24 protein-coding genes are annotated in these 26,651 nt (G+C 44.4%); 14 read left to right on the top strand and 10 right to left on the bottom strand.

Annotated features, from left to right (window positions below):
• Nucleotides 1-398 precede the first annotated feature (398 nt).
• Complete coding sequence (locus M4S28_RS06815) at nt 399-1,193, bottom strand: ABC transporter permease (protein ID WP_102483026.1); 795 nt, start codon at nt 1,191-1,193, stop codon at nt 399-401.
• Nucleotides 1,194-1,630: 437 nt separating this feature from the next.
• Between M4S28_RS06815 and torE the strand changes: the two genes are divergently transcribed.
• The 3 genes from torE to torA are packed head-to-tail and all read left to right on the top strand — an operon-like array spanning nt 1,631 to nt 5,534.
• Complete coding sequence (gene torE, locus M4S28_RS06820; RefSeq protein WP_004734591.1) at nt 1,631-1,813, top strand: trimethylamine N-oxide reductase system protein TorE; 183 nt, start codon at nt 1,631-1,633, stop codon at nt 1,811-1,813.
• Nucleotides 1,814-1,865: 52 nt separating this feature from the next.
• The gene (torC, locus tag M4S28_RS06825; protein WP_065205537.1) at nt 1,866-3,047 is read left to right on the top strand and encodes a pentaheme c-type cytochrome TorC; all 1,182 of its coding nucleotides are present in this window, start codon (nt 1,866-1,868) and stop codon (nt 3,045-3,047) included.
• 24 nt (nt 3,048-3,071) lie between these two features.
• Nucleotides 3,072-5,534: a trimethylamine-N-oxide reductase TorA gene (torA, locus tag M4S28_RS06830; protein WP_249632551.1), complete on the top strand. Its 2,463-nt coding sequence runs from the start codon at nt 3,072-3,074 to the stop codon at nt 5,532-5,534.
• Between the two features lie 372 nt (nt 5,535-5,906).
• Here the strand turns inward: torA and M4S28_RS06835 are convergent, their stop codons facing one another.
• A complete protein-coding gene (locus M4S28_RS06835; RefSeq protein WP_249632552.1) occupies nt 5,907-7,121 on the bottom strand; it encodes a putative manganese transporter in 1,215 nt (404 codons plus the stop codon).
• 201 nt (nt 7,122-7,322) lie between these two features.
• Here M4S28_RS06835 and M4S28_RS06840 point away from each other — a divergent pair, with 201 nt between their 5' ends.
• Complete coding sequence (locus tag M4S28_RS06840) at nt 7,323-8,228, top strand: manganese-dependent inorganic pyrophosphatase (RefSeq protein WP_065681213.1); 906 nt, start codon at nt 7,323-7,325, stop codon at nt 8,226-8,228.
• 149 nt (nt 8,229-8,377) lie between these two features.
• Nucleotides 8,378-8,767, top strand: coding sequence for a DUF2750 domain-containing protein (locus M4S28_RS06845; RefSeq protein ID WP_004734596.1), 390 nt, complete (start codon nt 8,378-8,380; stop codon nt 8,765-8,767).
• Nucleotides 8,768-8,874: 107 nt separating this feature from the next.
• Here M4S28_RS06845 and M4S28_RS06850 read toward each other — a convergent pair whose 3' ends face one another.
• From M4S28_RS06850 to pspF, 7 genes are all read right to left on the bottom strand, one after another.
• Entirely contained in the window at nt 8,875-9,654 is a 780-nt protein-coding gene (locus M4S28_RS06850) for a DUF2927 domain-containing protein (protein ID WP_249632553.1), read from the bottom strand.
• 36 nt (nt 9,655-9,690) lie between these two features.
• Nucleotides 9,691-10,473 carry a peptide ABC transporter ATP-binding protein gene (locus M4S28_RS06855; RefSeq protein ID WP_017086198.1) on the bottom strand — a complete coding sequence of 261 codons (783 nt, stop codon included), beginning with the start codon at nt 10,471-10,473 and terminating at the stop codon, nt 9,691-9,693.
• Nucleotides 10,470-11,471, bottom strand: coding sequence for a peptide ABC transporter ATP-binding protein (locus M4S28_RS06860; RefSeq protein WP_151407675.1), 1,002 nt, complete (start codon nt 11,469-11,471; stop codon nt 10,470-10,472). The genes M4S28_RS06855 and M4S28_RS06860 overlap by 4 nt, the downstream gene beginning before the upstream one ends.
• Nucleotides 11,471-12,358: a putrescine export ABC transporter permease SapC gene (gene sapC / locus M4S28_RS06865; RefSeq protein ID WP_017078998.1), complete on the bottom strand. Its 888-nt coding sequence runs from the start codon at nt 12,356-12,358 to the stop codon at nt 11,471-11,473. Before sapC ends, M4S28_RS06860 begins: the two co-directional genes overlap by 1 nt.
• Nucleotides 12,345-13,307, bottom strand: a complete 963-nt coding sequence (locus M4S28_RS06870) for an ABC transporter permease (protein ID WP_004734601.1) — start codon at nt 13,305-13,307, stop codon at nt 12,345-12,347. Before M4S28_RS06870 ends, sapC begins: the two co-directional genes overlap by 14 nt.
• Nucleotides 13,307-14,929, bottom strand: a complete 1,623-nt coding sequence (gene sapA / locus M4S28_RS06875) for an ABC transporter substrate-binding protein SapA (RefSeq protein ID WP_017083274.1) — start codon at nt 14,927-14,929, stop codon at nt 13,307-13,309. Before sapA ends, M4S28_RS06870 begins: the two co-directional genes overlap by 1 nt.
• A gap of 102 nt (nt 14,930-15,031) precedes the next feature.
• The gene (pspF, locus tag M4S28_RS06880; RefSeq protein ID WP_004734603.1) at nt 15,032-16,054 is read right to left on the bottom strand and encodes a phage shock protein operon transcriptional activator; all 1,023 of its coding nucleotides are present in this window, start codon (nt 16,052-16,054) and stop codon (nt 15,032-15,034) included.
• 316 nt (nt 16,055-16,370) lie between these two features.
• On the opposite strand from pspF, the gene pspA reads away from it, so the two are divergent.
• The 9 genes from pspA (at nt 16,371) to M4S28_RS06925 (ending at nt 25,258) form a co-directional block, all read left to right on the top strand.
• Complete coding sequence (pspA, locus tag M4S28_RS06885) at nt 16,371-17,042, top strand: phage shock protein PspA (RefSeq protein ID WP_004734604.1); 672 nt, start codon at nt 16,371-16,373, stop codon at nt 17,040-17,042.
• A gap of 15 nt (nt 17,043-17,057) precedes the next feature.
• Nucleotides 17,058-17,291 (top strand): envelope stress response membrane protein PspB, encoded by a 234-nt coding sequence (gene pspB / locus M4S28_RS06890; RefSeq protein WP_029224500.1) that lies wholly within the window; start codon nt 17,058-17,060, stop codon nt 17,289-17,291.
• The gene (gene pspC / locus M4S28_RS06895) at nt 17,284-17,670 is read left to right on the top strand and encodes an envelope stress response membrane protein PspC (RefSeq protein ID WP_029222097.1); all 387 of its coding nucleotides are present in this window, start codon (nt 17,284-17,286) and stop codon (nt 17,668-17,670) included. Before pspB ends, pspC begins: the two co-directional genes overlap by 8 nt.
• Before the next feature lie 157 nt (nt 17,671-17,827).
• Nucleotides 17,828-18,862 (top strand): efflux RND transporter periplasmic adaptor subunit, encoded by a 1,035-nt coding sequence (locus M4S28_RS06900; protein WP_249632554.1) that lies wholly within the window; start codon nt 17,828-17,830, stop codon nt 18,860-18,862.
• A 1-nt stretch (nt 18,863) separates the two neighbouring features.
• Nucleotides 18,864-19,949 (top strand): efflux RND transporter periplasmic adaptor subunit, encoded by a 1,086-nt coding sequence (locus M4S28_RS06905; RefSeq protein ID WP_249632555.1) that lies wholly within the window; start codon nt 18,864-18,866, stop codon nt 19,947-19,949.
• Entirely contained in the window at nt 19,942-23,052 is a 3,111-nt protein-coding gene (locus M4S28_RS06910) for an efflux RND transporter permease subunit (RefSeq protein WP_102510995.1), read from the top strand. The genes M4S28_RS06905 and M4S28_RS06910 overlap by 8 nt, the downstream gene beginning before the upstream one ends.
• A 76-nt stretch (nt 23,053-23,128) precedes the next feature.
• Nucleotides 23,129-23,695 (top strand): DNA-3-methyladenine glycosylase I, encoded by a 567-nt coding sequence (locus M4S28_RS06915; protein WP_249632556.1) that lies wholly within the window; start codon nt 23,129-23,131, stop codon nt 23,693-23,695.
• A 109-nt stretch (nt 23,696-23,804) separates the two neighbouring features.
• Nucleotides 23,805-24,797 carry a winged helix-turn-helix domain-containing protein gene (locus M4S28_RS06920; protein WP_249632557.1) on the top strand — a complete coding sequence of 331 codons (993 nt, stop codon included), beginning with the start codon at nt 23,805-23,807 and terminating at the stop codon, nt 24,795-24,797.
• The gene (locus M4S28_RS06925) at nt 24,788-25,258 is read left to right on the top strand and encodes a hypothetical protein (protein ID WP_249632558.1); all 471 of its coding nucleotides are present in this window, start codon (nt 24,788-24,790) and stop codon (nt 25,256-25,258) included. Before M4S28_RS06920 ends, M4S28_RS06925 begins: the two co-directional genes overlap by 10 nt.
• 87 nt (nt 25,259-25,345) lie before the next feature.
• Here M4S28_RS06925 and M4S28_RS06930 read toward each other — a convergent pair whose 3' ends face one another.
• Nucleotides 25,346-26,530 (bottom strand): cystathionine beta-lyase, encoded by a 1,185-nt coding sequence (locus M4S28_RS06930; RefSeq protein ID WP_017094405.1) that lies wholly within the window; start codon nt 26,528-26,530, stop codon nt 25,346-25,348.
• Nucleotides 26,531-26,651 lie beyond the last annotated feature (121 nt).

Consider the following 26,651-nt stretch of genomic DNA (forward strand, 5'->3'; position numbering starts at 1 on the left):
TACAAACTTTATTATTCCAATCTTGATTTAGTGTACAAACTTTATTGTGCCTAAACATCAACAAAGCTTGCGTGACTAGCTCAGTGACAAGATTAGTTAAAGCTCAGAGTGGAAACATTGAACTGACTTATGACATTTACAAGACGGCCTGCATTGCAGGCCGTTTTTTATTTGTGGAAAACTTACTCGTTGATTTCTTAAATTATCATTTGAACGCTTAACAACGCAGTTCTGCACGTGTGTATATGTCTTTGAAATCACCCAAGGATCAATGGCAATGATCTTTGCTCGAGCCGAAATGGACAAAAAAGGATCTATATTGATTTGGTTATCCACAATTTCTGTGGATAACCTGTATCAAATTCAGTGAGTAACCAGATCTAAGAGGAGTCGGGAGGTTATTTTGAAGACTGTATTTGAGCGAGAACTCGCCCTTCTTTGGTCAGAGAAGTCTTTAATGATAGGTGAAGTGCAAGCGCTAAGGAGCAGCTCATCATCACGAAAATAGCCAACATGATCATCAGTTGATACTTAATCGCGATCATTGGTGAAGCACCCCCTAAGATTTGTCCTGTCATCATTCCTGGTAGCGTTACCAAGCCTGTGGTTGCCATTGAGGCCATAATAGGAGACATCGCTTTCTGTATCGCATTACGCACAAAAGGCGCTGCAGCATAGGAAGGAGAGGCGCCTAAAGCGATAGCCGCTTCGTACTCTGATTTCTGCGTTTCAAAAGCACCGAACAAGTTCTGCAATGCCACGATGTTACTGCTTAAGCTATTACCTAACAGCATCCCTGCAATAGGGATTAAGTACTGAGCGTTAAAAACCGGTGTTGGTTTAATGATGAATAAGCAGATAAACAAGACAATGGGTACACAGGTTACCGCTAGGCTCACAGCGACTGGGACTAACAAGAGGTTTCGGGGTAACTTGGACTTTTCAACAATCGAGCTTGCCCCAACGATAATCATCGTAAATAACCACAGTAAATTGACCCACAAGCTATTCAAAGTGAACAGGTATTCTAGGTAGAGGCCAACCAGAAATAGCTGAACAGTCATGCGAATGATGCTGATAGAAGCCTCTTTGCCAAGGCCAAGTTTTAGCTTGTGGTTGATTACAATTGGCAGCAAGAGAAGTGAACTGAAAAACAATAATTGCCACCAAGATATATCAATAACGTCTTGCATAATGCTTCCTTTTAATAAGGCTTCTATCATATCTGAAAGTGCCAAATGATGCATTTCAACTGCAAAGTCATCGATTCGAAAAACGATCAATTATTTAACAAACAAAACACAAAATAGTGGTTGTTTGAGGCTTTTTTGGCTACTACTTAGTAGGTAAAAAGTTAAAATCGGTTGTCAAATAGTTGCGCGAGTGTTGGTTTTTAACATTTGTGAAATATACTTAATTCTTCACATTTGTTAATACTTTTTAATAAGTTTGTTTAACTGAAAACAAGTTTGGATGACCTCAAAAAAGTATTGATTAGCAAGGGTTATAACAGGAGATTTGATTGAACCCTACTTTGTGTATGGTCTAAAATTTGTTGTTAGATACTCAAGAACTTTAGCTCCTTAGAATGAGCTACTCGAAATTACTAAATACAAAATAGGCAAAATGTATGAGTGATGTTAATAAAATTGAAACTGGCGAAAAACGCTCGTTGGAGTGGAAGTCATTCCTCTTCATTGCAGTGGTTCTCTTTCCAATATTAAGTGTGGCTTTTGTAGGAGGCTACGGCTTTCTAGTTTGGGCACTGCAAGTGTTTGTATTAGGTCCCCCAGGTGCACACGGCGGCATGTAATGCCCTCTTGCTATCACATTTTTATTAGAACTAATTTTTAAGAGAGCTAAACATGAAATCATTTTTAGTTAAATTATGGCGCACAATGACTCGCCCAGCAGTACACATCAGTCTTGGTGTACTAACCATGGGTGGCTTTATCGCCGGTGTTATTTTCTGGGGCGGTTTTAATACAGCGCTAGAACATACAAATACAGAAGAGTTCTGTGTAAGCTGTCACACCATGCGTGACAACGTATACGTAGAACTACAAGAAACGGTTCACTGGAAAAACACTTCTGGTGTACGTGCTACTTGTCCTGACTGTCACGTTCCACATGAATGGACAGCAAAAATTGCTCGTAAGATGCAAGCATCTAAAGAAGTATTCGCTCAAGTATTTGGTGACCTAGATACGCCTGAGAAATTCGAAGCTCGTCGTATCGAATTGGCTAAACACGAATGGGATCGTTTCTCTTCGAACAAATCTCTAGAGTGTAAAAACTGCCACAACTACGATTCAATGGATTTCGAAAACATGCGCCCAACAGCGCGTATCCAGATGAAGAACGCGGCAGAGCGTGATCAAAGCTGTGTTGACTGTCACAAAGGTATTGCTCACAACCTTCCATTAGATATGGCATCAGCGAGCGGTATTGTTGGCGAGCTAGAAAATGTAGCAAGCAGCACATCTTACGCAAATGGTTCTGACGTGATCTCTATTCGTCATCTTCCAATGTACACGGATGAGACAGCAACAGTTGAAGCGGGTCTACTAAGCCCTGCAAGTAAAGTTGCGGTTATCGACGAAAAAGGCGACATGATCAAGATTCAAATCGACGGTTGGCGTAAAGCGAAAGGCTTCGGACGTGTAATCCAAGAAGACTTCGGTATGAACATCTCAACTGCAATCTTGACGAAAGATGTATCTCAAAGTGACGTTATCACTGTTGGTGAGAAGAAAGAAGATGAGCTTACTGGCCTTCCATGGGAAGAAGTTAACCTAGCACTTTGGATGAAGAAAGAGTCTATGGTTGATAACTTCGATCCAATCTGGAACGCAGCGGGTCAAGCGTACCAATCTAACTGTTCAACGTGTCACTCACAGCCAGATGAAGCTCACTTCAGCGCTAACGGTTGGGTAGGCATGCTAGATGGTATGATTGCGTTCGTTAACTTCGATACAGATACAGAAGCACTTGTTCTTAAGTATCTACAGAAGCACTCATCAGATTTTTCTGAAGGCCATCACTAATAAGACGTCAATTGGAGTAACACAATGGCAATTACAAGAAGAAGTTTTCTGAAAGGTGTCGCTACTACAAGTGCGGCATCGGTTATCGGTCCAAGCTTATTGGCGTCGGCATCAGCGTCTGCTGCAGAAACAGACGGCGCGTGGAAAGTCTCTGGTTCTCACTGGGGTGCATTCCGAGCTCGCGTTTACGCGGGTAAAGTACAAGAAATTAAACCTCTAGAAATCGATCAACACCCAACTGAGATGTTGAAAGGTATTAAAGGTATTATCTACAGCCCATCACGTGTGCGTTACCCTATGGTTCGTCTAGATTGGTTGAAGAAGCATAAATACAGCGCAGACACGCGTGGTAACAACCGCTTTATTCGTGTGACTTGGGATGAGGCACTAGACCTTGTTTACCGCGAACTAGAGCGCGTACAGAAAGATTACGGTCCATGGGCACTTCACACAGGTCAAACTGGTTGGAGACAAACGGGTCAGTTCCACAGCTGTACTAACCACATGCAACGTGCAATGGCACTTCACGGTTACTCTGTGAAGAAAATCGGTGACTACTCAACAGGTGCTGGTCAAACGATCATGCCTTACGTGCTAGGTTCGACTGAAGTTTACGCACAAGGTACATCTTGGGAACTTATCCTAGAAAACAGTGACAACATTGTTCTTTGGGGTAACGATCCAGTTAAAAACCTTCAAGTAGGTTGGACATGTGAGACTCACGAGTCGTTCGCATACCTAGAACAGCTGAAAGAGAAAGTTGCTAAGAAAGAGATCAACGTTGTTTCTGTTGACCCTGTTCAAAACAAAACAGGCCGTTACCTAGAAAACGAGCAGATGTACATCAACCCACAAACTGATGTGGCGTTCATGCTTGGTGTTGCTCACGTTCTTTACAACGAAGGCCTGTACGACAAGAAGTTCATCGAAACTTACTGTCTAGGTTTTGAAGACTTCATCAAGTACGTTCAAGGTGAAACGAAAGATAAAGTTGAGAAGACACCAGAGTGGGCTTCGGCTATCTGTGGCGCAAGCGCGGACTCTATCCGTGAATTCGCTAAGATGCTGGTTAACGGTCGTACGCAGATTCTTGTTGGTTGGAGTATCCAACGTCAAGAGCACGGTGAACAGCCTTACTGGATGTGTGCAGTTATCGCAGCAATGGTTGGCCAAATTGGTCTTCCGGGCGGTGGTATCTCTTACGGTCACCACTACTCAGGTATCGGTGTATCTTCAACTGGCTTCGCTGCTCCGGGTTCTTTCCCGTTGAACATCGACCAAGGTCAATCACCTAAACACACGAATACAGATTACAACGGTTATAGCCGCGTAATTCCAGTAGCTCGTTGGGTTGATAGCTTGCTTGAACCAGGTAAGAAGATCAAAGCGAACGGTTCTACTGTAACGCTACCAGACATTAAGATGATGGTATTCAGTGGTAACAACCCGTGGCACCACCACCAAGATCGCAACAAGATGCGTAAAGCATTCAAGAGTCTACAAACTGTAGTGGCTGTTGATTTCGCTTGGACTGCAACTTGTCGTCACTCTGATATCGTGCTTCCAGCATGTACTCAGTGGGAACGTAATGATATTGATGGCTATGGCGCGTACTCTGGCCGTGGTTTGATCGCAATGCACAAGCTAGTGGATCCTCTGTTCCAGTCTAAGACTGACTTCGAGATCATGTCTAGCCTAACTAAGCGTTGGGGTCGTTACAACGATTACACGCGTGGTATGGACGAAATGCAGTGGGTTAAATCTCTGTATGACGAATGTCGTGCATCAAACGAAGGCAGCTTCGAAATGCCTGAGTTTGCTGAGTTCTGGGAGAAAGGTTTCTTAGACTTCGGTAAAGGTAAGCCATGGACTCGTCACGCTTCATTCCGTGAAGATCCAGAGATCAACGCACTAGGTACACCTTCTGGTTTCATCGAAATCACAAGCCGTACTGTTGGCAACATGGGTTACGAGCACTGTCAAGAACACCCAATGTGGTTTGAGAAATCTGAACGTTCACACGGTGGTCCAGGCTCTGACAAACACCCGTACTGGCTACAATCTTGTCACCCAGACAAGCGTCTTCACTCTCAGATGTGTGAATCTGAAGAGTGGCGTGCGACTTACGCGGTACAAGGCCGTGAGCCAATCTACATCAACCCAGTCGATGCTAAGAAGAAAGGCATCAAAAATGGCGATGTAGTACGTGTGTTCAATGACCGTGGTCAACTACTAGCAGGTGCTGTTCTAATGGATAGCTACGCTCCTGGTGTTGTTCGTATCGAAGAAGGTGCTTGGTACGGTCCGATCAACGAGAAAGTGGGCGCGCTAGATACTTACGGCGATCCAAACACACTAACTCAAGACATCGGTACGTCTGAACTTGCTCAAGCGACTTCAGCAAACACATGTTTGGTTAACTTCGAGAAGTTCCAAGGCAAACTGCCTCCAGTAACTTCATTCGGTGGTCCAATCGAAGTTTCTTAAGACTTGTTCTTGAGAACCAAGATTGAAGCTTGAATTAAAGCCCCTCTAAGGATTCTTACAGGGGCTTTTTGTTTTTCTGGTGTTAGTGTTGGGGGTTTCTAATTAAGCATTGTAGCGACGCTTATGGAGGCATATATGGGAAGCGCTATAATGTGATGCGACTTAAGCAATTGAGCCAAGAGGGTAAGTCAAAAGAATCTCTTTTGAGAAGCTTAGGTTACTGGAAGCAATTAGATTACTGGAAACAAAAAGGCCGATACAAAGTACCGACCTAATAGAAACCTATGGAGTTAAGCTTGAACCTTGGATACAAACCGGAGCCTTAGATAAAAACTCAAGCTTCATTTATAAACCTAAGCTTCGAACGTAAGCCTAAAGTTCGAACATAAACCAGTAACCGTATGCACAAATCAAAGCGGGAACACTGGAATACAAGGTCGCGACAAGAGCGGCTTTCGGTGCCATCGCAATCGCAGGGAATAGCGCATCACCGTCATTCGAAATTGCGTTACCTACCTGAGCTGACAGTGGCAGTGCACCAGAAAGGTATAGGCTAGTGACCAGCAATTGCGGACCACACCCCGGTAACAAACCCATCAACACACCCGCCAGGGGGAGCATCATGCCCCAGCTTGAGAATAGTGTCGCAAAATCGACATTTGCTATCACAGAGCCAAATTCGAAGAAAAGAAAAGCAACCACCACCCATGCAGTAACGAAGTTAGTATCTTGAGCCGTTTTTTGTAGTGGATGAGAGCCTACACATTTCTCGTCTTCACTGACGGCTGATTTGTAATCTTCAATTTCACGGGTGAGACCCCATAGAAACATCGAGCTAATCAGCAAAATAGTTCCAGCCCATTCCATCGACATTTCAGGCAAAGCGAGCAACTCATTCACATCCACTTGAAAAGAGCCAAGTAGGGCAACCGCAGCACCTGGAATAATGAGTACAGACCATAGATAGCCTTGTAGGTTGATCGCTTTTTTCGATACTGCTTCTTTGTCTTGAAATTGAGAAGCACAGCTGCTCACCGCTTCATTTTTCTCTGCTTTTTTTGGGCGTAAGAAGTCGTCTGCGTGAAACAAGTTAATGATTCGACCTGACGCAGTTCCGACAATCACGCCCATCGCCATCATGGCTAAACCAGTCTTGGGTTCGCTTGCAATGAGCAGGAAGGCCGCGTCACCCATGGTTGAGACGAGCACAGCAACAACTGCGCCGAATCCGAGTTTGCCCGAGATAAATTGTGTGGTAACCACGATCGCACCACCACAACCAGGTAATGCACCCATCAGCGCAGCAAACACTACTTGGTTAGATCGAGATTGATGCACGAGCTTATTGAAGACGTTGTCTTTGTTGATGTACAAGCTTAACCAGTGGTAAATGGCTAACGTTAAAGCAACATAACAAGACACGGCCCAAAAGGCGTCTGACAAGGTAGTGACCGTCAATTCTCGCGTGGCAGGCGCCATAACTAAAGCTGCAAGTGAGATTGGTAAAAGCAGGCGCTTAAAGGACAGTGAAAACTGAGTTGTTTTCGCAGCGCTACTGCTTGGCAAAAAAGAGATTAGTCGATCCATAGGTGTTACTCAAAATTAGTGGCTTAAGATAAATATATACGAATGATAATAATTATCAATTGCATTTGTTGTATTTTTATCTATTGTTACCATTGGCTAAACCTACGAAACATGACCAACCTGAAAAAATGAGGTAAAGTATGGCTAATAAAGAGAGGCTCTAAAGGTAGAGTCATAATTGTTAGTGTAATAGGAAGAAACATGATTTTAGTTGTTGGTCACAAAAACCCTGATAGTGACAGTATTTGTAGTGCGTTAGTTGCAACAGAGCTTCTTAAAGCTCGTGGCGAGGAAGCGACACCAATTCGCCAAGGCGAGATCAACCGCGAAACTCAACACATTCTAGAAGTCGCTGGTGCTGAAAAACCAGAACTTCGTACTTCTGTTGCTGGTGAAAAAATCTGGCTAGTAGATTACTCAGATCTAGCACAAGCACCGGACGATGTTGCTGAAGCTGAGATCGTAGGTATTGTCGATCACCACCGTTTAGGTGACGCGATGACAGTTAACCCTATGGAAGCCTGGATCTGGCCTGTTGGTTGTACAAATACTGTACTTTTCAACATGTTCAAGATTGAAGGTCACTCTATCTCTCAACAAATTGCTAAACTGATGATGTCTGCAATTCTTTCAGACACGGTTGGTTTTGCTTCTCCAACATGTACTCAAAAAGACAAAGACGCGGTTGCTGAGCTTGCTGAAATCGCTGGCGTGACTGACGTTGATGCATTCATCAAAGCGCTTCTAATCGCTAAGACAAACATCGAAGGCCTATCTGCTGCACAACTAGTAGAAAAAGACCTTAAAGGCTACCCATTCAACGGTCGTGATGTTGTTGTTGGTCAAGTTGAGCTTGCGACTCTTGACCAAGTAGATGGCATGATTGAAGCGTTAGAAGCGGATCTTGAAGAACGTTGTGAGAAAGACGGTCTAGCATTTGCTGCGGTAATGCTAACAGATATCACTACTGCGCAAACTCACCTTCTATACAAAGGCGAGTGGGCTGATAAACTGGTTAAGCACGAGAAAGACGGCGTATTAATGATGGAAAATACATTAAGCCGTAAGAAGCAAGGCTGGCCTTGGTTACAGGGTGAGCTTGTTTAATCAAGTCGCTTAATTATAAACGCCTGCTAATTTAGCAGGCGTTTTTCTTTGAAGTGGATTTTCTTCTTCATCGAAAATGTTTGAAGTTAAAAGCTCTCGGCATAAAATAGCTTTAAGAGCAAAGTTACTGACTAAAGTAGGAAATTAAGATGACTACACAGCTAGACGATAAAAAAATCGCTGAAATCAATAAGTATACGGGCGAGCAACGCCTAAAGTACTGTGTGAAAGAAATCGTAGCGAACCGTGAAGTATGGATCTTAACCGATGAACACGGTTGTGTAATGCTGAACACAGAAGATGAAGACTGTGTTCCAGTATGGCCAAATCAAGAGTTTGCTGAATCTTGGGCTACGGGTGATTGGTCTGAGTGTAAAGCTGAGTCTATCTCGTTGAACAAATGGCACAGCCGTTGGACTAACGGTCTAGAAGACGACGAGCTTGCAGTGGTTGTGTTCCCGAACGAACAGGAAGAAGGTGTTATCTTGTTCCCGGATGAATTCGACTTCGAATTGAAAAAGCAGGCTGCTAAGCGCTAATGCTTTCGTAACACTGTTATATCGTTACATGGTAAGTCAGCGTTGCCTTTTCTTAGGCAGCGCTATCATTCTATTTTCCCATCTAAGCTGTTTACAACGCATTTTCGTTAGTACCCAATCAACTGATACAACGGCGCTTGCTGTGCGGATTTTGAAGCTTGTTGAAGCACACCTGTTTTACTGTACCTCTTGAGTATCTTTCGAACGACAGGTTTTACTTTAGATTTTGTCATTCCAGCTTTCAATTCTGGTTCATACAGTAGTTGCAATAGCACCACATCTAAGGGTGATAACAAGTCTTCTGGCGTATGGTCATTAAAAATAGAAGGGTAGGCTTTATCTGAATCATTCGGCAGGCCTAGAACCTGTGTGATTTCTTCCACGATACAGGCGACGAGCTTACCTCGAGATCTTGCTTGATCAACGGGAATAACAATACCAGCGTAAACAATCTCACCTTTAGAATTAGTTCGATAACCCGCCGTGCAAATAGCGTTGTTTAGATGCTGAGTTGATTTGAGTTTGAGCACCGATTTCGCCTCAGATACCCACTGACTTTGCCGCGTGTATATCCATTTTACGTTCGATTCAGACTCTTTGTTGACGATTGTTATCGGGTGCTGAGTGACTTCGGATAAGTGTCGGATATGAAGCTCTGTGAGCTCTTGATGCAGTTCTTCATCACCCACTCGATGATCGATCCAAATCTTGATCGGTTGTTTCCATTTGGCGAGTGGCTTGTTGCCTTGGGAATATTCGTGTTGAAGTGCGACGTTATAAAAGGCAGTTTCGACGAAGCTTCTATCTAACCAAGTGAGCGGTGTGCTTGCTGCGTTAAAGGAAAACAGCGCCAACAAAAGGGGAAGCATTGAAGCTCTTAATAACATACCTTTCCCCTTTGTTAAACGTAGCGTGATTCGAGGTTAGTGGTTCGGCGCTTTGGAGAAATGGCTCTCAACCAATCTTTGGGTGATTTGGTGAGTTGGGTTGGTCAGCACTTGATCCGTTTCCCCACTCTCAACCACATTACCTTCGTGCATGACGATGATTTTGTCTGTAATGTGCTTAACAATACCGAGGTGTTGAGATACATAAACGAACGATACGCCCATCTCTTCTTGTAACTCTAAGAACAGGTTGATGATTTGCGAGCGCATTGCCATGTCTAAACCATTCAACGCTTCATCAGCAACGATGATCGATGGTTGAAGAATCAAGGCACGAGCCAAACAAACTCTTTGTTTCTGGCCAGCAGCCAGCATCTGCGGGTAGAAGTAAGCATGTTCCGGTAGAAGACCCACACGTAATAGGGTGTCTTTCACACGACGCATACGGGCTTCTGGTGGCATATTGGTGTTTCGCTTTAATGGACCTTCAAGAATTCGACCAATCTGAATGCGCGGGTTAAGCGATGTGTTCGGATCTTGGAAGATCATTCGAATCAGCTTACAGCGAGTCGAGTAGTCCTTGTGCTCTAGCCTTTCACCGTTCACACGAATCTCGCCTGCAGTTGGCTCTACCATGCCTGCTAGCATTCTTGCTAATGTCGACTTTCCTGAACCATTCTGACCGATAAAACCAATCGTCTGTCCCGCCTCAAGCGAAAAGCTTACTGGTTTCACTGCCTGATGAATCTTTTTACGGAAAAGACCAGAGCGAGTCGTAAAGTCTTTAGATAAATCAATGACTTCTAATAATGCACTCATGATTTCTTTTTCTTCTCCATATTAAGAGGGAAGTGACAATTGAACTTATGGTTTTTGATTCGTTTGGTATAAGGAATCTCAACACATTGCCTTTGCGCATACGGGCAACGTGGTCCTAGTCGACAACCAATAGGAAGGTGCTGCAACGGAGGGATTGAACCTGGTAAAGACTGTAGTTTCTCTTTATGAGGAATCCAGTCGTTAAAGTCTGGCATCGCTTTCAATAGAGCGACGGTATATGGGTGTTTAGGTGCATCTAACAGCTTCTGCGTATCCGCTGATTCCACAGACTGACCACAGTACATAACGGTAATGCGAGTTGCCCATTGGGTAATGGTGGTTAAGTCATGGCCGATCAGCACGATGGTCGTGTTATTGATCTGATTCATACGACTCAACAGACGCAATATTTGAGACTGTGTAATCGGATCTAGATCGTTGGTTGGTTCATCAGCGATCAAGACTTTTGGTTTGGCTGCGATCGCCATGGCGATCATGACTTTTTGACACTCACCATCAGTCAACTCATAAGAGTAACTGTCTATAAGACGAGAGTGATCTTTAATACCGACTTTGTGCAGTAGAGCGATGGCCTGCTTCTTACGCCATTTGAATCTCTGCCACCACCGACCTTCAAACGAATAGGAAGGAATCGCTTCAATAAGTTGATGGCCCACTTTTTCAGATGGATCAAGACAAGAGGATGGCTCTTGAAAGATCATCGCGATATCACGAGCAATAACTCGGCGTCGTTCTTTGGGTGTCAGTTGCAGGAGGTCGATATTGCCAAGGCGCATTCGGTCGGCAGATACTTTCCAGTTTTCTTTACAAACCCCAACGATCGCTTTTGCAACTAAGCTCTTGCCTGAGCCTGACTCACCTACTAAGCCGCGAATTTCCCCTTCATTGAGGGTAAGACTCATTCTATCAACGGCTTTAACCATCCCTTGAGGGGTCTCAATCTCGATGGTTAGATGTCGAATATCAAGTAAAGGCATTATTCGATTCCTGCATTTAGCGCTTGGCGAACACCTTCACCGACGAGGTTAATCACGATCACTGTAAACATAATGGCTAAACCGGGTAGGGTTACTGTCCATGGCGCAAGATAAATCAGCTCTACAGAGTCACCCAAGATTGAGCCCCATTCGGTACTTGGTGCTTGAGCGCCAAGCCCTAAGAAACCCAAAGCCGTGATATCAAGAATGGCGACTGACAATGCCAGTGTAATTTCAAGTGCCACCACGGTAAGAATATTAGGAAGGATTGAATTCCATAACAGGTAGAAGTCGTTCGCACCATCGAGGCGAGAAGCCAAAATATAGTCTTTTTCTACCTCAGCGTGCACGGCAATGTATACCGAACGAATAAAGCGTGGAATCAATGCTAAACATAAGGCAAGCAAGATATTAAACTCGCCAAAACCAAGAAACGCCACGAAGATAATTGCTAGTAACAGAGACGGAATCGACATAACGGTATCAAGCAGGTGGTTTAGCGTGCTTGATAGTAATCCACGAGTCATCCCCGCAAGTACGCCAATCAGGCAACCAATGACTGCTGCGATAAAGGTAATCACAACCGCGGCACCAAACGTCAGCTGAGAGCCGATAATCAGACGAGAAAGAATATCTCGGCCTAAGTCATCGGTACCTAAGAAATACTCAACTGTTCCTGAGGGATCCCAAGAGGGTGGGGTTAACAGGTGTCCCGTTTGTTCTTGAGCATCATGCGGAGCTAGCCATGGTGAAGTGACGGTGATTAGAATGATTAAGGCCAAACACCACAGTCCAAACATAGCGAGATTATTGCCACGGAAGCTGCGCCAGAAACGCTCGAACTGGGTTGGAATCTGCTCTTCTTGGTAGACGTTATTTGTTAGCATACCATTCCTTCCTTACCAGTGGATTGACCATCGCGCCCAATAGATCGGACAGAATGTTTGCGGTCAAAACCAAGGTTGCTACCACGATCACGCCCGCTTGAATTGAAACGTAATCTTGATTAGATAAAGCATCCAATAACCAGCGGCCAATACCCGGCCAGTTAAAGATAGACTCGGTAATAATAGCGAGCGTTAACATACTTGATAGTTGAACGCCGACCTTAGGAATAATCGGTGGTATCGCATTTCTTAACACGTGCTGCGTGACGATCTCTCTTGTTGAAAGACCTTTAATTCGTGCGGCGCGGATGTAGTTTTGAGTCATCACTTCAGCCACTGACGCTCTCATCAGCCGAATTACCTGAGTCGTTGGGGCGAGTGCCAATACAAGACAAGGTAACGCCATATGTTCGATAACACTTTGCAGTGCGTGTGCTCGATAACGACCTTCAGCAAAAAAGGCATCAATTATAGCGAAGCCAGTGACGTGTTCGATTTCGTAAAGCAGGTCGTATCGCCCACCAACTGGGAACATCTCAAAGTGCAACGAAAACACCATGATCATCAGTAGTGCGACCCAAAATATAGGTGCAGAGTAACCGGCCATTGAAGTAAACGATATAGTGGTATCGACAAACTTGCCCTGTCTCATGCCAGCAATAGTGCCGAAAGGGATGCCGATAAACAGCGCAAGCACAAAAGCAAAGAAACACAGTTCTAACGTTGCAGGGAATACCACGACAAGCTCATCGATGATAGGCGCTCCGTGCTTGCTCAAGCCAAAGTTCAGTGTCGATAATTCTGTGATGTAACTAAGCCAACCGGGCCAGAAGTCTTGAATCGCCCAAGGTGAGGTTTGGTCTAGTCGAAGCAGAGCGAACCCCACTAACGTCAGGATCCCCAGTGTGATAATGAATAAGTTTACACGTCTTAATGTATACCAAAACATCACTGCACCTCTCTTCTGACTTGATCAAAAGGTTGAGCATTGAACGGGCTCTGCTTAAAGCCACTTAGCGAACGATCGTGCACGCGGAATTGCACGCCATGAGCAAGAGGAATCACAGGAACTTCTTCATTGAGAATGTTTTGGGCTTGTCGATACAAGTTCACACGGTGCCTTTGTTGATTGATCTCTAATGCTAAGTCGAGAAGGAAATCAAAGTCTGAATTACACCACATAGAGACGTTTAATCCTGCGCGCTCTGAGCTACATGAAAGAAGCGGACGTAAGAAATTGTCTGGGTCGCCCGTATTGCCGATCCAACCTGTGAGCAACAAGTCTGTTGAGGAAATTGATGACAGCTGCGTACGATCAAATCGATCGTCAGTATAGAGCTTAAGTTCGATACCAATATCAGCTAAATTTGCTTGGATTAATTCTGCCGTTTTCCTTGGGCTTGGGTTGTAAGCTCTTGGCTCTAATGGCACCCACATTGAAAGTTCTAGCCCAGGTTCTACCCCAGCTTCTTTAAGAAGCGCAACTGCGTAGTTGCGGTCATAGCGAACTTGAACGCTGTCTTTTTGGTAAGCCCAAGAGGTCGGTGGCAAGAGAGTGTAGGCTTTCGTGCCCGTACCGTAATAAACAGAATCAAGAATGTTCTGACGATTAATAGCCAAGTTCAGCGCTTTGCGCACTCGTGAGTCACGCAGTGCAGGGTGCTCGGTGTTCAGTGCGATGAAAGAGACATTAACCGCAGGCGTGGCGGAAATCTTCAACTCTTCATGAGCTTGAATAATAGGAATCTGACTAGAAATCGGTGAGTTCAATACATCACACTCACTACGAAGTAGCTTGGCAAGAGTCCCTGTCCCACGTTGTGAAGTATCAAACACAACTTGGTCCATTTCTACGTCACCCTTCCAATAGTGCTTGTTCTTTTTCAAGCGAACTAGATCATTGATTTGGTATTCATCCAAGTAGAAAGGACCTGTGCCAACGGGCTTGGAGTCTATTTCATTCTTTTCATCCGTAGCAATGAGTTTATTGGCATATTCTTTAGAATGAATGACCGCATAGCTGGTGGCGATATTGTTGAGGAATGAATTGTCTGGGCGACTTAATTGGAATTTCACCGTCAGGTCATCAACCGCAGTGATATCAATGATCAGGTTTTGGAAGTCGATACCGGCAAACCATGGGTATAGGCCGCCGCCCACATAATGAAATGGGTTTGAACTATCAATGATTCGCTCAAAACTAAAGACCACATCTTGTGCATTCATACTGCGAGTTGGGGTAAACCAGTCTGTGGTTTGAAACGCAACATTAGGGCGCAGTTTGAACGTGTACTCTGTACCCGATTCATCGACAGACCAGCTTGTTGCCAAGTTCTGTTTTGGTCGATAAGTCATTGGATCAAGAGTGAGCAGTGTATCGAAAATTTGAGGGCTCAGCGATTCTGAGGTAATGCCACTATCAACCAGTTGTGGGTTGAAAGTACTAGGATTACCTTGGCCGCAATAAATGAAGCCTTTTTCACGGATTTGCTCGTGATTCACACTCTCACCACATCCGGCTAAAAAGCTCAGCGTGCAGATGCTCAGTGATAGTCTTATTAGTGCTTTCATAAAAAGAAATACTTTTCGAAACGAGGCGTTAGAGGAGCCTCAAGATCCGGATAATTTAACATTTTATTTATTCGGCTCCAAATAATAATCAAGTGCTGACAGCTATTTATCGTTAGCTTGTCCGACAATCGCGTACTTCCTCACCATTCCACGTAATTGGTTGTAGGTTAATCCAAGTAATTCTGCTGCTTGTTTCTGGTTGTACTTGCTCTGTTTTAGGGCTTGATTGAGCAGCTTAATGTCTTGTTGTTCTTGCCATGCTTTGTAATCAAGTGGCAAAGAAAACGAGCTCTCTGATGAAGTATGGCTGTTGGAGGGCGCATTGCCAATTTCATGCGTGGAATCTTGATCTATTTTCCATGCGGGTTTGAATGGGTTAAACACCAAAGATTCAATAGGATATGGGTCTTTACCGTGCTGGTAGACTGCGCGCTCAATAACGTTCTTGAGTTCTCGCACATTCCCCGGCCATGAATAATCCAGCAGCGCCTCAACGGCAGACGGAGCAAAGCCAACAAACAACTCCAATTCTAATTCACGGCACATCTTAATGGCGTAGTATTCTGCCAGCAGCGTGATGTCTTCTTTTCGCTCTCGAAGAGGGGGGATAGTAATCACGTCAAACGCGAGCCTGTCCAATAAGTCGGCTCTGAATTCGCCCCTTAATGCCATGTCTGGCAAGTCAGCGTTGGTCGCGCAAACCAGTCTTACGTTGGCACTTAAAGCTTTTTGTCCGCCGACACGTTCATACTGCCCGTATTCAATAACGCGCAATAGCTTCTCTTGAACGGCTAGGGGCGTGGTCGCGAGCTCATCAAGAAACAGTGTTCCACCTTCCGCTCTTTCAAATCGACCCTGATGACGGCCTTTTGAACCAGTAAAGGAACCAGACTCATGACCAAACAACTCAGAATCAATCAAACCTTCACTGAGCGTTGAGCAATTAAGTGAGATCAACGGCTGATCCCATCGCCTTGAAAGGTAATGCAGCCTTTGAGCTATGAGCTCTTTACCCGTTCCACGCTCTCCAATGATCAGAATCGGTCTTTCGATTGGTGCGAGTTGGGACACTTTATCTAAAACGGAGAGAAAACTGGGTGATTCACCAATGAGGTTCTGCTGCATAGCGGGTCCTTGTGTGATTTGAGCGCCGATGGATGTGATTTAGAGGGCTTTATTTAAATCACATCATGTAAATAGCTTAAGTATAAGAGTCGTAGTGGTGAAAAATACCAATACTTGGCTAAATTCATCATAGCATGGTTCGGGTTAATCACCATTTTATTGTAAGTGTCTGATAATAAATGGCTTAAAAGTTGGCACGCTACTTGGATTACTTATGGTAGGTTTAACAACAAACGTAAATTTTTGAGCAAGTGGATTGAGAAATCGAATAACGCTTTAAAGCACATTTGCCATCATTGTAATTAAGGAGTTCCTCATGGGTATTTTTTCTCGCTTTGCAGACATTGTAAATTCGAACATCAGTGCACTTTTAGACAAGGCTGAAGATCCTGAAAAGATGATTCGCCTGATTATCCAAGAAATGGAAGATACGCTGGTTGAGGTTCGCACTAACTCCGCTAAAGCTATCGCAGATAAAAAAGAGTTAGCGCGTAAAGTTGAAGCTATCGAAACTCAGATTCTAGATTGGCAAAATAAAGCGACACTAGCACTAACTAAACAACGTGAAGATTTAGCTAGAGCGGCGCTAATCGAAAAGCAAAAACTTGAAGATATAATCAAAAGCCTTCACACAGAGCAAACCTTGGTTCACGAAACCATCGAAAAGCTGACCAGTGAGATTGGCAAGCTTGAAACCAAAATCGCAGAAACACGTGCGAAGCAGCAAGCATTAATGATTCGTAATAATGCGGCAAGCAATCGTCGTGATGTTCAAAAGCATCTGCATTCAAGCAAAACCCACGAAGCAATGGCGAAGTTTGAGCAATTCTCGCGTAAAGTGGATGAATTAGAAGCTGAAGCAGATGTTTACGCCAAAACAGGTAACGCAAAATCGTTAGACCAAGAATTTGCAGATCTACAAGCTCAAGATGAAATTGAAAAAGAGCTGGCGAAACTGAAGCAACAAGTTGAAAACCGCGATAAATAATTTTAGGAGTTGTCTATGTCAACATTTCTAATTGCAGGTCCACTGATTGTCTTTTTAATCTTTGTGGCACCGCTATGGTTGTTCTTACATTACCGTAGCAAGAAGAAATCCAGTAATGGTCTTTCAGAAACGGATCTTGATCGTCTGCATAAGCTTTCTGCACAAGCTGAATCCATGCAAGATCGTGTGAAAACACTGGAAAAAATACTGGATGCGGAGTCGCCAAGCTGGAGACGAAACTATGAGTAGAGAACTGTATCGCGACCCAATTAACGGTAAGTTATCTGGAGTGTGCGCAGGGTTAGCAAACTACTTTGGCCTTGAAGTGTGGTTGGTTCGCATCTTGGTTATCTCGGCGGCACTGCTTGGTGGTAGCTTTTTGGTGTTATTAGCGTATGTAGCTTTGACATTTATGCTTGAAAAACAACCACCTCAGTATGTCGATCAGATGAAAGCCAAACAAGAGCACACACTGAAGCAAAAACCTTGGGAAAAAGGGCAAACCGCAGAGTCGTTATTGGGCACTTTAGAGGGTGATTTCCAGAAATTAGAGACCAGTGTTCGCAATATGGAAGCTTATGTGACTTCGGATACTTTCAAAGTCGATCGCGCATTTAAGAACATGTAGTGGTAAACCTGAAAAACATTAGATAACGGTTTAGGAAAATTTATTCCAAGCCGTTATTTTTTTTAATAATTTTGTCTAAATAAATCTTACGATAACTGGTAAGTTACATGTGATTAATCTATGTTATAAAAATATTTATAGTTATGGATGATCACTAATGTATAGAGCCTCCGTTGTCCTATTGACAGCCTTAGCTGGGTTGTCTGGGTGTGGTAAGGAGCTTCCTCCCGTACCTGAACCTGATTCTAGACCCGCCAAACTCTTCACTGTCTCCGTCGGTAGTAATGCCTTTGAACGTAGCTTTCCTGCCACCACAGAAGCGGGTGACAAAGCAGTACTGGCATTTCGTGTTCCAGGGCTACTTCAGACTATCGATGTCACATCTGGTCAACAGGTTACCAAAGGTGATGAGCTTGCAACGCTTAATCCTGACGAATATCAGTTGTTAGAGAAGCAAGCGAGAGCCAACTTTAAACTTGCCGATGTTCAATACCAACGTTCAATTAAGTTGCGCAAAGATCGCGTCGTATCTGAGCAAGACTTCGACCAAGCGAAAGCTAATCATAATTCTGCTAAAGCGGTGCTTAACCAAGCAAAAGCCAACCTACGTTATACCACTTTGGTTGCGCCTTACGATGGTACTATCTCCATCATTCCTGCTGAAAACCATGAATATATCGCTGCCAAACAAGGCGTGATGAATATTCAAACGAATCAAATCCTCAAAGTCGTATTCTTATTACCCGACCAACTTATCACGCGCTTTTCTTCAGGGTTTGAGACGGATGCAACCATGGTTTTTGATGCTTTCCCGGGTAGCTCCTACGCTTTAGCATTCCAAGAAGTTGATACTGAAGCGGATCCCAAAACCGGGTCGTACAAAGTCACCATGGTAATGGAGAGACCAACCGATGTTGGTATTTTGCCGGGTATGTCAGGCACGGTTCATTTAGTTTCAGCGTTAGCGGCCGCCACAAAAATTCCCACATCAGCAATGATGACTGATGGGGATGATGTCTCTGTGTGGCGCGTGAATAGCGACGGTATTGTTGAAAATGTCGCAATCATCATCGATGAAAAACGCCATATTGTTTCAGGGTTGAACGATGGTGATCGCATCGTAACTTCTGGTGTTAATGGTCTTGAACCGGGCGTTAAAGTTCGAGAGTGGATCAAGGAAAGGGGGCTATAACATGAAAACACTTAAAGTGGCCGCTGGACTGTCGTGTTTGGCTTTACTTACGGCTTGTAAAGATAAACAAGTTGTAGAAGTGAATAACACACCCTTGGTTAAAGCTATCGAGATTTCAGTCATCGACTTTAGCGACAAACTCTATTTCCCTGCGGTTGCAAACGCTGCCGAGAAGGCTCATCTCAGCTTTCGAGTCGCTGGTGAAATCAATAAGCTTGATGTGAAAGAAGGTGAGCGTGTTTCACAAGGAGACATCATTGCAGAGCTTGACCCTACCGATTATCAACTGGATGTCGACAATGCTCAGGCACGTTACACGGTAATTAACAGCCAATACAGACGTTCAAGTCCGCTAGTGAAGAAAGGTTTATTGGCGAAGTCACAGTTTGATGAAATTGCTGCTCAACGCCAGATCGCTTATGCCGAGCTGGAACTCGCAAAACTGCGCTTGTCGTTCACTAAGCTTCGTGCCCCTGTTGATGGGATCATTTCTCGTGTCAGTGTCGATCAATATGAAAATATTCAGGTAGGCCAGCAGGTCGTGAACATTCACAGTATCGAAGATGTTGAGGTTGTTATCCAACTGCCTGACCAGATTTACGTGAATCAGCCTAGCGAACAGCTGTTATCGAATGTTGAGGCTGTGGTAAGAGTGCCCAGTGGCAATGAATACACGGCGGCTATTAAGGAGTTCACCACTGAACCTGACCCAAGCACGGGCACGTTCACGGTTACGCTTGCTCTACCTATGCCGGAAGATGATTTGATTCTGGATGGTATGGCCGTTGAGGTGACGTCAAATGGGCGAGATATCGGCTTGGAGTTAAAAGCTGGGGTACTTATCCCAATCGAAGCTGTGTTTAATGCGGATGGCGATGATTTAACGCGTCAAAACTCTTATGTATGGGTGCTCAATGACGACAATACCGTCTCGAAACAGCAAGTCGTATTAGGAAAAGCAAATCAGAAAACATTGCAGATCATGAAAGGATTAGAAATGGGGCAGCATGTCGTTGTTGCAGGCATATCGCGATTGCGAGATGGGATGACAGTGGAAGTATTGTCTCAGGAGACGAACAATGAGTGAAGTAAATAACAAGCCCCAAAATGACGATCAACAAGGTGATGATCAGATCACAGGTGTTGCTTCTTACTTTATACGTAACAAAGTCATTAGCTGGATGCTATCTTTGATCTTTCTTATTGGTGGTGTCTCTGCATTCTTCGGCTTGGGGCGTTTAGAAGATCCTGCCTTTACCATCAAAGATGCGATGGTTGTGACCTCTTACCCAGGGGCCACACCTCAACAAGTCGAAGAAGAAGTTACTTACCCGCTAGAAAAAGCGATTCAACAACTTACCTATGTGGACGAAGTGAACTCTATCTCTAGCCGCGGCCTATCACAGGTAACGGTGACGATGAAGAACAACTACGGCCCAGATGATCTTCCGCAAATATGGGATGAACTTCGCCGAAAAGTGAATGATCTCAAGGTTGAACTGCCACCCGGCGTCAATGATCCTCAAGTCATCGATGACTTCGGTGATGTTTACGGTATTTTGCTGGCGGTGACGGGGGATGGCTATAGCTACAAAGAGTTGCTGGATTACATTGATTACCTGAGGCGAGAGCTAGAGTTGGTTGATGGGGTCAGTAAAGTCTCCGTTTCCGGCCAACAACAAGAGCAAGTGTTCATTGAGATATCGATGAAACGGATAAGCTCTCTGGGTCTGTCTCCAAGCACGGTATTTAACCTTTTATCGACTCAAAATATTGTATCAAGTGCAGGAGCGGTAAGAATTGGTGATGAATATATTCGAATCCATCCAACCGGTGAGTTCCAAAACGTTGAACAGCTTGGAGATTTGATTCTTACGGAAGGTGGCGCTCAAGGGCTTATCTATCTAAAAGATGTGGCGAATGTAACTCGTGGTTACGTTGAGGTACCGAGTAACATCATTGGTTATAACGGCGAACTCGCGCTTAACCTGGGTGTCTCTTTTGCGCAAGGCGTGAACGTGGTCGCAGTGGGTGAAGACTTTGATCGAAGACTCGCCGAGCTTAAATATCAACAACCCGTCGGTATCGACATCTCCGAGGTTTATAACCAACCTAAAGAAGTGAACAAGTCGGTAAGCGGATTTGTGGTGAGTTTAGGGCAGGCGGTTGCGATCGTAATCGTGGTGTTACTGTTCTTCATGGGAGTACGATCGGGCCTGTTGATTGGCTTGATACTGCTATTGACCGTATTCGGCACCTTTATTTTCATGCAGTACTTCAAAATCGATCTTCAACGTATTTCACTGGGCGCGTTGGTTATTGCCTTGGGGATGCTGGTGGATAATGCCATTGTGGTGGTGGAAGGGATATTGATCGGTACGCAGAAGGGGAGGACCCGGATGCAGGCCGCCACTGATATCGTGACCCAAACCAAATGGCCACTGCTTGGCGCAACGGTGATTGCGGTCACCGCGTTTGCTCCAATAGGTTTGTCTGAAGATTCAACGGGCGAATACTGTGGCACCTTGTTCACGGTGCTATTGATTTCATTGATGCTGAGTTGGTTTACCGCCATCTCGATCACGCCGTTTTTTGCCGATATCTTCTTCAGAGGACAGAAGGTTGATCCCGATAACGAAGGCAAAGACCCATACAACGGGATGGTTTTTGTTATCTATAAAAACTTCCTTGAGTTCTGTATGAAACGCGCGTGGCTAACCATGATCGTTCTGGTGATTGGTTTAGGTGCGAGTGTGTACGGTTTTGGCTTTGTGAAACAAGCATTCTTCCCGTCTTCAACCACTCCGATGTTCCAAGTGGATGTTTGGATGCCGGAAGGTACGGATATTCGAGCAACTAATACCAAGTTGAGAGTGCTTGAGAGTTGGTTGTCGGAACAAAGTGAAGTTGAACATATCACGACCACGGCCGGTAAAGGTCTGCAGCGTTTCATGTTGACCTACTCACCCGAGAAGAGTTATAGCGCGTATGGCGAAATCACGGTTCGTGTGAAAGATTATCAGGTGCTTGAGGGGCTGATGCGTCGCTTCCGTGAACACGTTGACAGTCAGTTCCCAGAAATTGATTACAAACTTAAGCAAATTGAATTAGGTCCTGGTGGCGGTGCGAAAATTGAGGCTCGAATCGTCGGTTCAGATCCAACCGTGCTACGTTCAATCGCAGCTCAAGTTATGGACATCATGCGTGCCGATGACGGAGCGTTTAACGTTCGTCATGATTGGCGTGAAAGAACTAAGGTCTTAGAGCCTCAGTTCAATGAAAGCCAAGCGCGTCGTTATGGTATTACCAAGTCTGACGTTGATGATTTCCTAGCGATGTCTTTCTCTGGTAAGTCGATTGGTGTGTATCGTGATGGTACTACGCTGATGCCTATTGTGGCTCGTTTACCTGAAGATGAGCGAATTGATATTCGCAACATCGAAGGTATGAAGATTTGGAGCCCGGCATTAAGCGAATACATTCCGTTGCAACAAGTGACGCTTGGCTACGAATTGGAATGGGAAGATCCGCTTATCATCCGTAAGAACCGTAAGCGTATGCTGACGGTAATGGCCGACAACGACCTATTGGGTGAAGAAACGGCTTCGACGTTACAGAAACGCTTACAGCCACAAATTGAAGCGATTGATATGCCACCGGGTTATTCGTTGGAGTGGGGTGGTGAATATGAGTCATCTGCTGATGCACAAGCGTCACTGTTTACCACTATGCCGATGGGTTACCTGTTCATGTTCTTGATTACCGTGTTCTTGTTCAACTCGGTCAAAGAGCCGCTGATTGTTTGGCTAACGGTTCCATTAGCGCTAATCGGGGTAACGACAGGCTTGTTAGCCTTGAATACACCATTTGGCTTTATGGCATTGCTAGGCTTCTTGAGTTTATCCGGGATGCTACTTAAGAACGGTATCGTATTACTTGATCAAATTGAGATTGAAATGAAATCAGGTAAAGACCCTTATGTTGCGGTAGTGGATGCAGCATTGAGTCGTGTTCGCCCTGTATGTATGGCAGCGATTACAACGATTCTAGGTATGATCCCGTTACTGCCTGATATCTTCTTCAAGCCGATGGCGGTAACCATCATGTTTGGTTTAGGCTTTGCAACGGTACTGACTCTTATTGTTGTCCCAGTGCTGTATCGCCTATTTCATAAAATTGAAGTGGCTTAACGTTAGTTAACCTTTGAAATAATGCCCCCATCTGGGGCATTATTTTTATACACGATTATTAAAAGAGACCGTAAAAATGGAAGTGAACACATCAGATCGAACGTGTGCATGGGCACTTAAGCACGAACTAGAAAGGGAATATCACGACGCTGAGTGGGGCGTGCCTGTTTATGATGACCAAGTTCTGTTTGAGTTCATTACTTTAGAAGGCGCTCAGGCTGGTCTTAGCTGGATTACTATCCTTAAAAAGCGCGAAGGCTATCGTGCTGCGTTTGATAACTATGATCTCAACAAGCTTGCAGCGATGAACGAAGATAACGTGCCTCATATCATTGAAAACTTCGATGTGGTTAAGCATAAGGGCAAGATCGCCTCTGTATACGGTAATGCTCGAGCAACGCTTGAACTCCAGAAAGAGTTTGGCTCTTTATCAAATGCTTTATGGCAATTTGTCGATAACAAGGTGATAGAGAACAACTGGACTGAGATGTCTCAAGTTCCCGCTTCTACCGAGCAATCTAAAGCGATGAGTAAGTTTTTGAAGAAGAGAGGCTTTAAGTTTGTAGGGGAAACAATCTGTTACGCGTTTATGCAAGCGACAGGTATGGTTAATGATCATTTAGAAGGTTGTCCACACAAATAAAAGTGTTATTTCTCGTCGCGAAATAATTGCGTGAGAATTGGAAAATTTACTGGTCATTTGTAAACTATTCAATATCATATGCGACCGAATTCAAACCTAGAAGACGATAGTGAAACAACAAATCTACCAAATATGTGATGCTAGTTATGATCCCTTGCTTAGGCAGTTTGTGCGTGAAGATGGCCACGTAGAAACAATTGCGCCGTTAGAAGGTAAGGTGTTTCTATTCTTGCTTGAAAATGCTGGTGAGTGCATCGAGCGAGGTATGATATTTGATAGGTGTTGGGGTAATGTAATTGTTTCAGAGCAAGCGCTGACTAACGTTATCTCAAAGATTCGAAAAACACTGTCTAGGGTAACTTGTGGTTGCGCGACGATTCGTACCGTTAGTAAGACCGGTTATTCTCTTGAAATCGACGAGTTGAGCCGGTCCACAGTAACTGAAGAGGTGCCTTCTCAAGCGAGTAAAGAAGTCTACGAACTAGGTGTCTCGCTTGCCGATTCTACGTTGAAGCAAAACGTACCTTTGTCCCAAGAAATGTCCCAAGAAATAACCCAAGACCCGTTAACAATAAATGAAGTCTTGATTGATGCAGATTCTGCGAAAGTTGTTTCTTCCGAGCTACCTAGTGACTCACACCTAGATCAGAGTGCAGTTAAGCAAGAACAGGCAAATGTTGTGTCTAATAGACACCTCGCTAAAGCCGGTTATTTACTCGCTTTGGTTTGTGTCGCAGTAACGGCGTTCAACCTTTTCCAAACCTACTATACGCCCCTGCCTTATTTTATTGATAAAGCGGAATATCGTGACAGTTACACCGACAATACCAACCACTACTTCTTCCATATTGCTCATAATGACTCCTATTCGTTGCCTGCGGTCACTCAAAAGCTTACAGCGGTGATACCTAGCCACTGTAACGTTGATGTATTTGTCCGTATTTACCCATCAGTCGACCAACCCGAAGATGACGCGTTATACATGTTGATTCAAAGGAAAGATGGTGAGGCTCTGAATTATAGTGCTTCGGTTTTCAATGTAGAGTCGTCTTTTGATTCCTTTGCTCAGTATATGAAGAAGAGGAGTTACTTTTGCGACTAATTGGTTTACTTATTTTGGTGGTAATTGCTGCAGCAAGTTTTTGGCCAGAACAGAACGTATTAGCGGGCACTCAATGGCATTGCAAAACGATTAAAACTGATTTTTTATCTCAGGCATTCCAACCATATCAATCGCTTTATGAACGTATAAGCCTTACTTTTCAATCTGACCATACCTTTAGCATGAGAGAGTTTGTGACGATTACAGAGCAAGACGGTAAGGAGAGTACTATGGAAAATCTGTATTTCGGGCACTATGAGCTTGATGGGAATAATTTGTCGATGAGCATTATAGATGTGAGAACGGCGACCCCTTTCCATGATCCAATTATTAACAATGAATATAGTGAGTATAAAGGGGTGACGATTGATTACGCTATTGCAGTCAAGGATCAGTCTTTGTATTTGTTCAATGAACACCGCTCTGAAATTTTCAATTGGGCGTGCTTTGACGTTCAGTAGCTTTTTAAAGCGATGTGTCTAATGCGCTAATCTAAAAAAAGGCAGGAATATCCTGCCTTTTTGGTCTGAGTCTGCTAACGCTTTAAATTAAACGAGCGCGTTGTAACGCTCCAATCCTGCTTCTAGGTCTGCAATCAGGTCATCAACGTCTTCTAAGCCGATATGAACACGTACCAAGGTTCCAGCGAAGTTAGGGTTCGCTACTGTTCTTAGGCTATCAAAGCTGTTCGGTTCGTTCGCTAGAATTAAGCTTTCAAAGCCACCCCATGAGTAACCCATACTGAAGTGTGTCATACCATCAAGCAGCGCTGTGGTCGCTTTTGTATTCGAGTTCTTCAGCACGAAAGAGAACAAGCCATTACCACCAGTGAAATCTCGTTTGAAGAATTCATGGCCTGGGCAAGACTCAAGGGCAGGGTGACGAACATGATCAACCTCAGGTCGAGTCTCCAACCATTTTGCGACTTTCAAGCTGCTTTCTGCATGTTGGCGTAGTCGAACGTCAAGAGTACGAATACCACGAAGGGCAAGGTAAGCGTCATCTGGTGATACACATTGCCCCATCAAATAGCTCTGTTCTCTTAGTTGATCCCAACACTTCTCGTTGGCAACAGCAGTCCCTAGCATCACATCAGAGTGACCAACAATGTATTTGGTCGCAGCTTGAATCGAGATATCAACGCCAAAATCAAACGGTGAGAAGTTCACACCAGCAGCCCATGTGTTATCGAGCATCACGATGATATCGTGTTCATGAGCAATACGCGCTAGCGTTGGAATGTCTTGCACTTCCATGGTGACTGACCCCGGAGATTCGGTAAACAGCACCTTAGTGTTTGGCTTAATAAGGTCTTGGATGCCTTCACCGATGGTTGGCTCGTAGTAGGTCGTCTCTACACCCATCTTCTTCATTATGGTGTCACAGAAATCACGCGTCGGTTCGTAGCAGGTGTCGACCATCAGAATATGATCGCCTGTTTCTACAAAAGAAAGAATGGCATTTGAAATGGCTGCAGTACCACAAGGGTAAAGTGCACAGCCTGCGCCGCCCTCGACTTCAACCATGGCATCTTGGAAAGCGAAGTGAGTGTTGGTTCCACGGCGTCCGTAAAAAAGCGTTTTATTAGCGCGATTAATCGTAGCTTTACGCTTTTCTTCTACTGAGTTGAACACGACAGTAGAAGCGCGCTGTACTGGTGGGTTAACGACACCATTGGTCCACTTTTTATCACGACCTGCAGTGATCAGTTTAGTGGTTTTGTTCTCGGACATGCTGTGAATTCCTTATCAATCGGTTATGTCCTATTTAAAACATGCCAATAGCATTCAAAGCAAGAGCAGAGGGGGAGTTTTTATGCTTTTCTTTCGCTTTTTAACCTTTCACGTCGTTTAT

The organism is Vibrio sp. J383 (assembly GCF_023503985.1).
Lineage (GTDB): Bacteria > Pseudomonadota > Gammaproteobacteria > Enterobacterales > Vibrionaceae > Vibrio > Vibrio splendidus.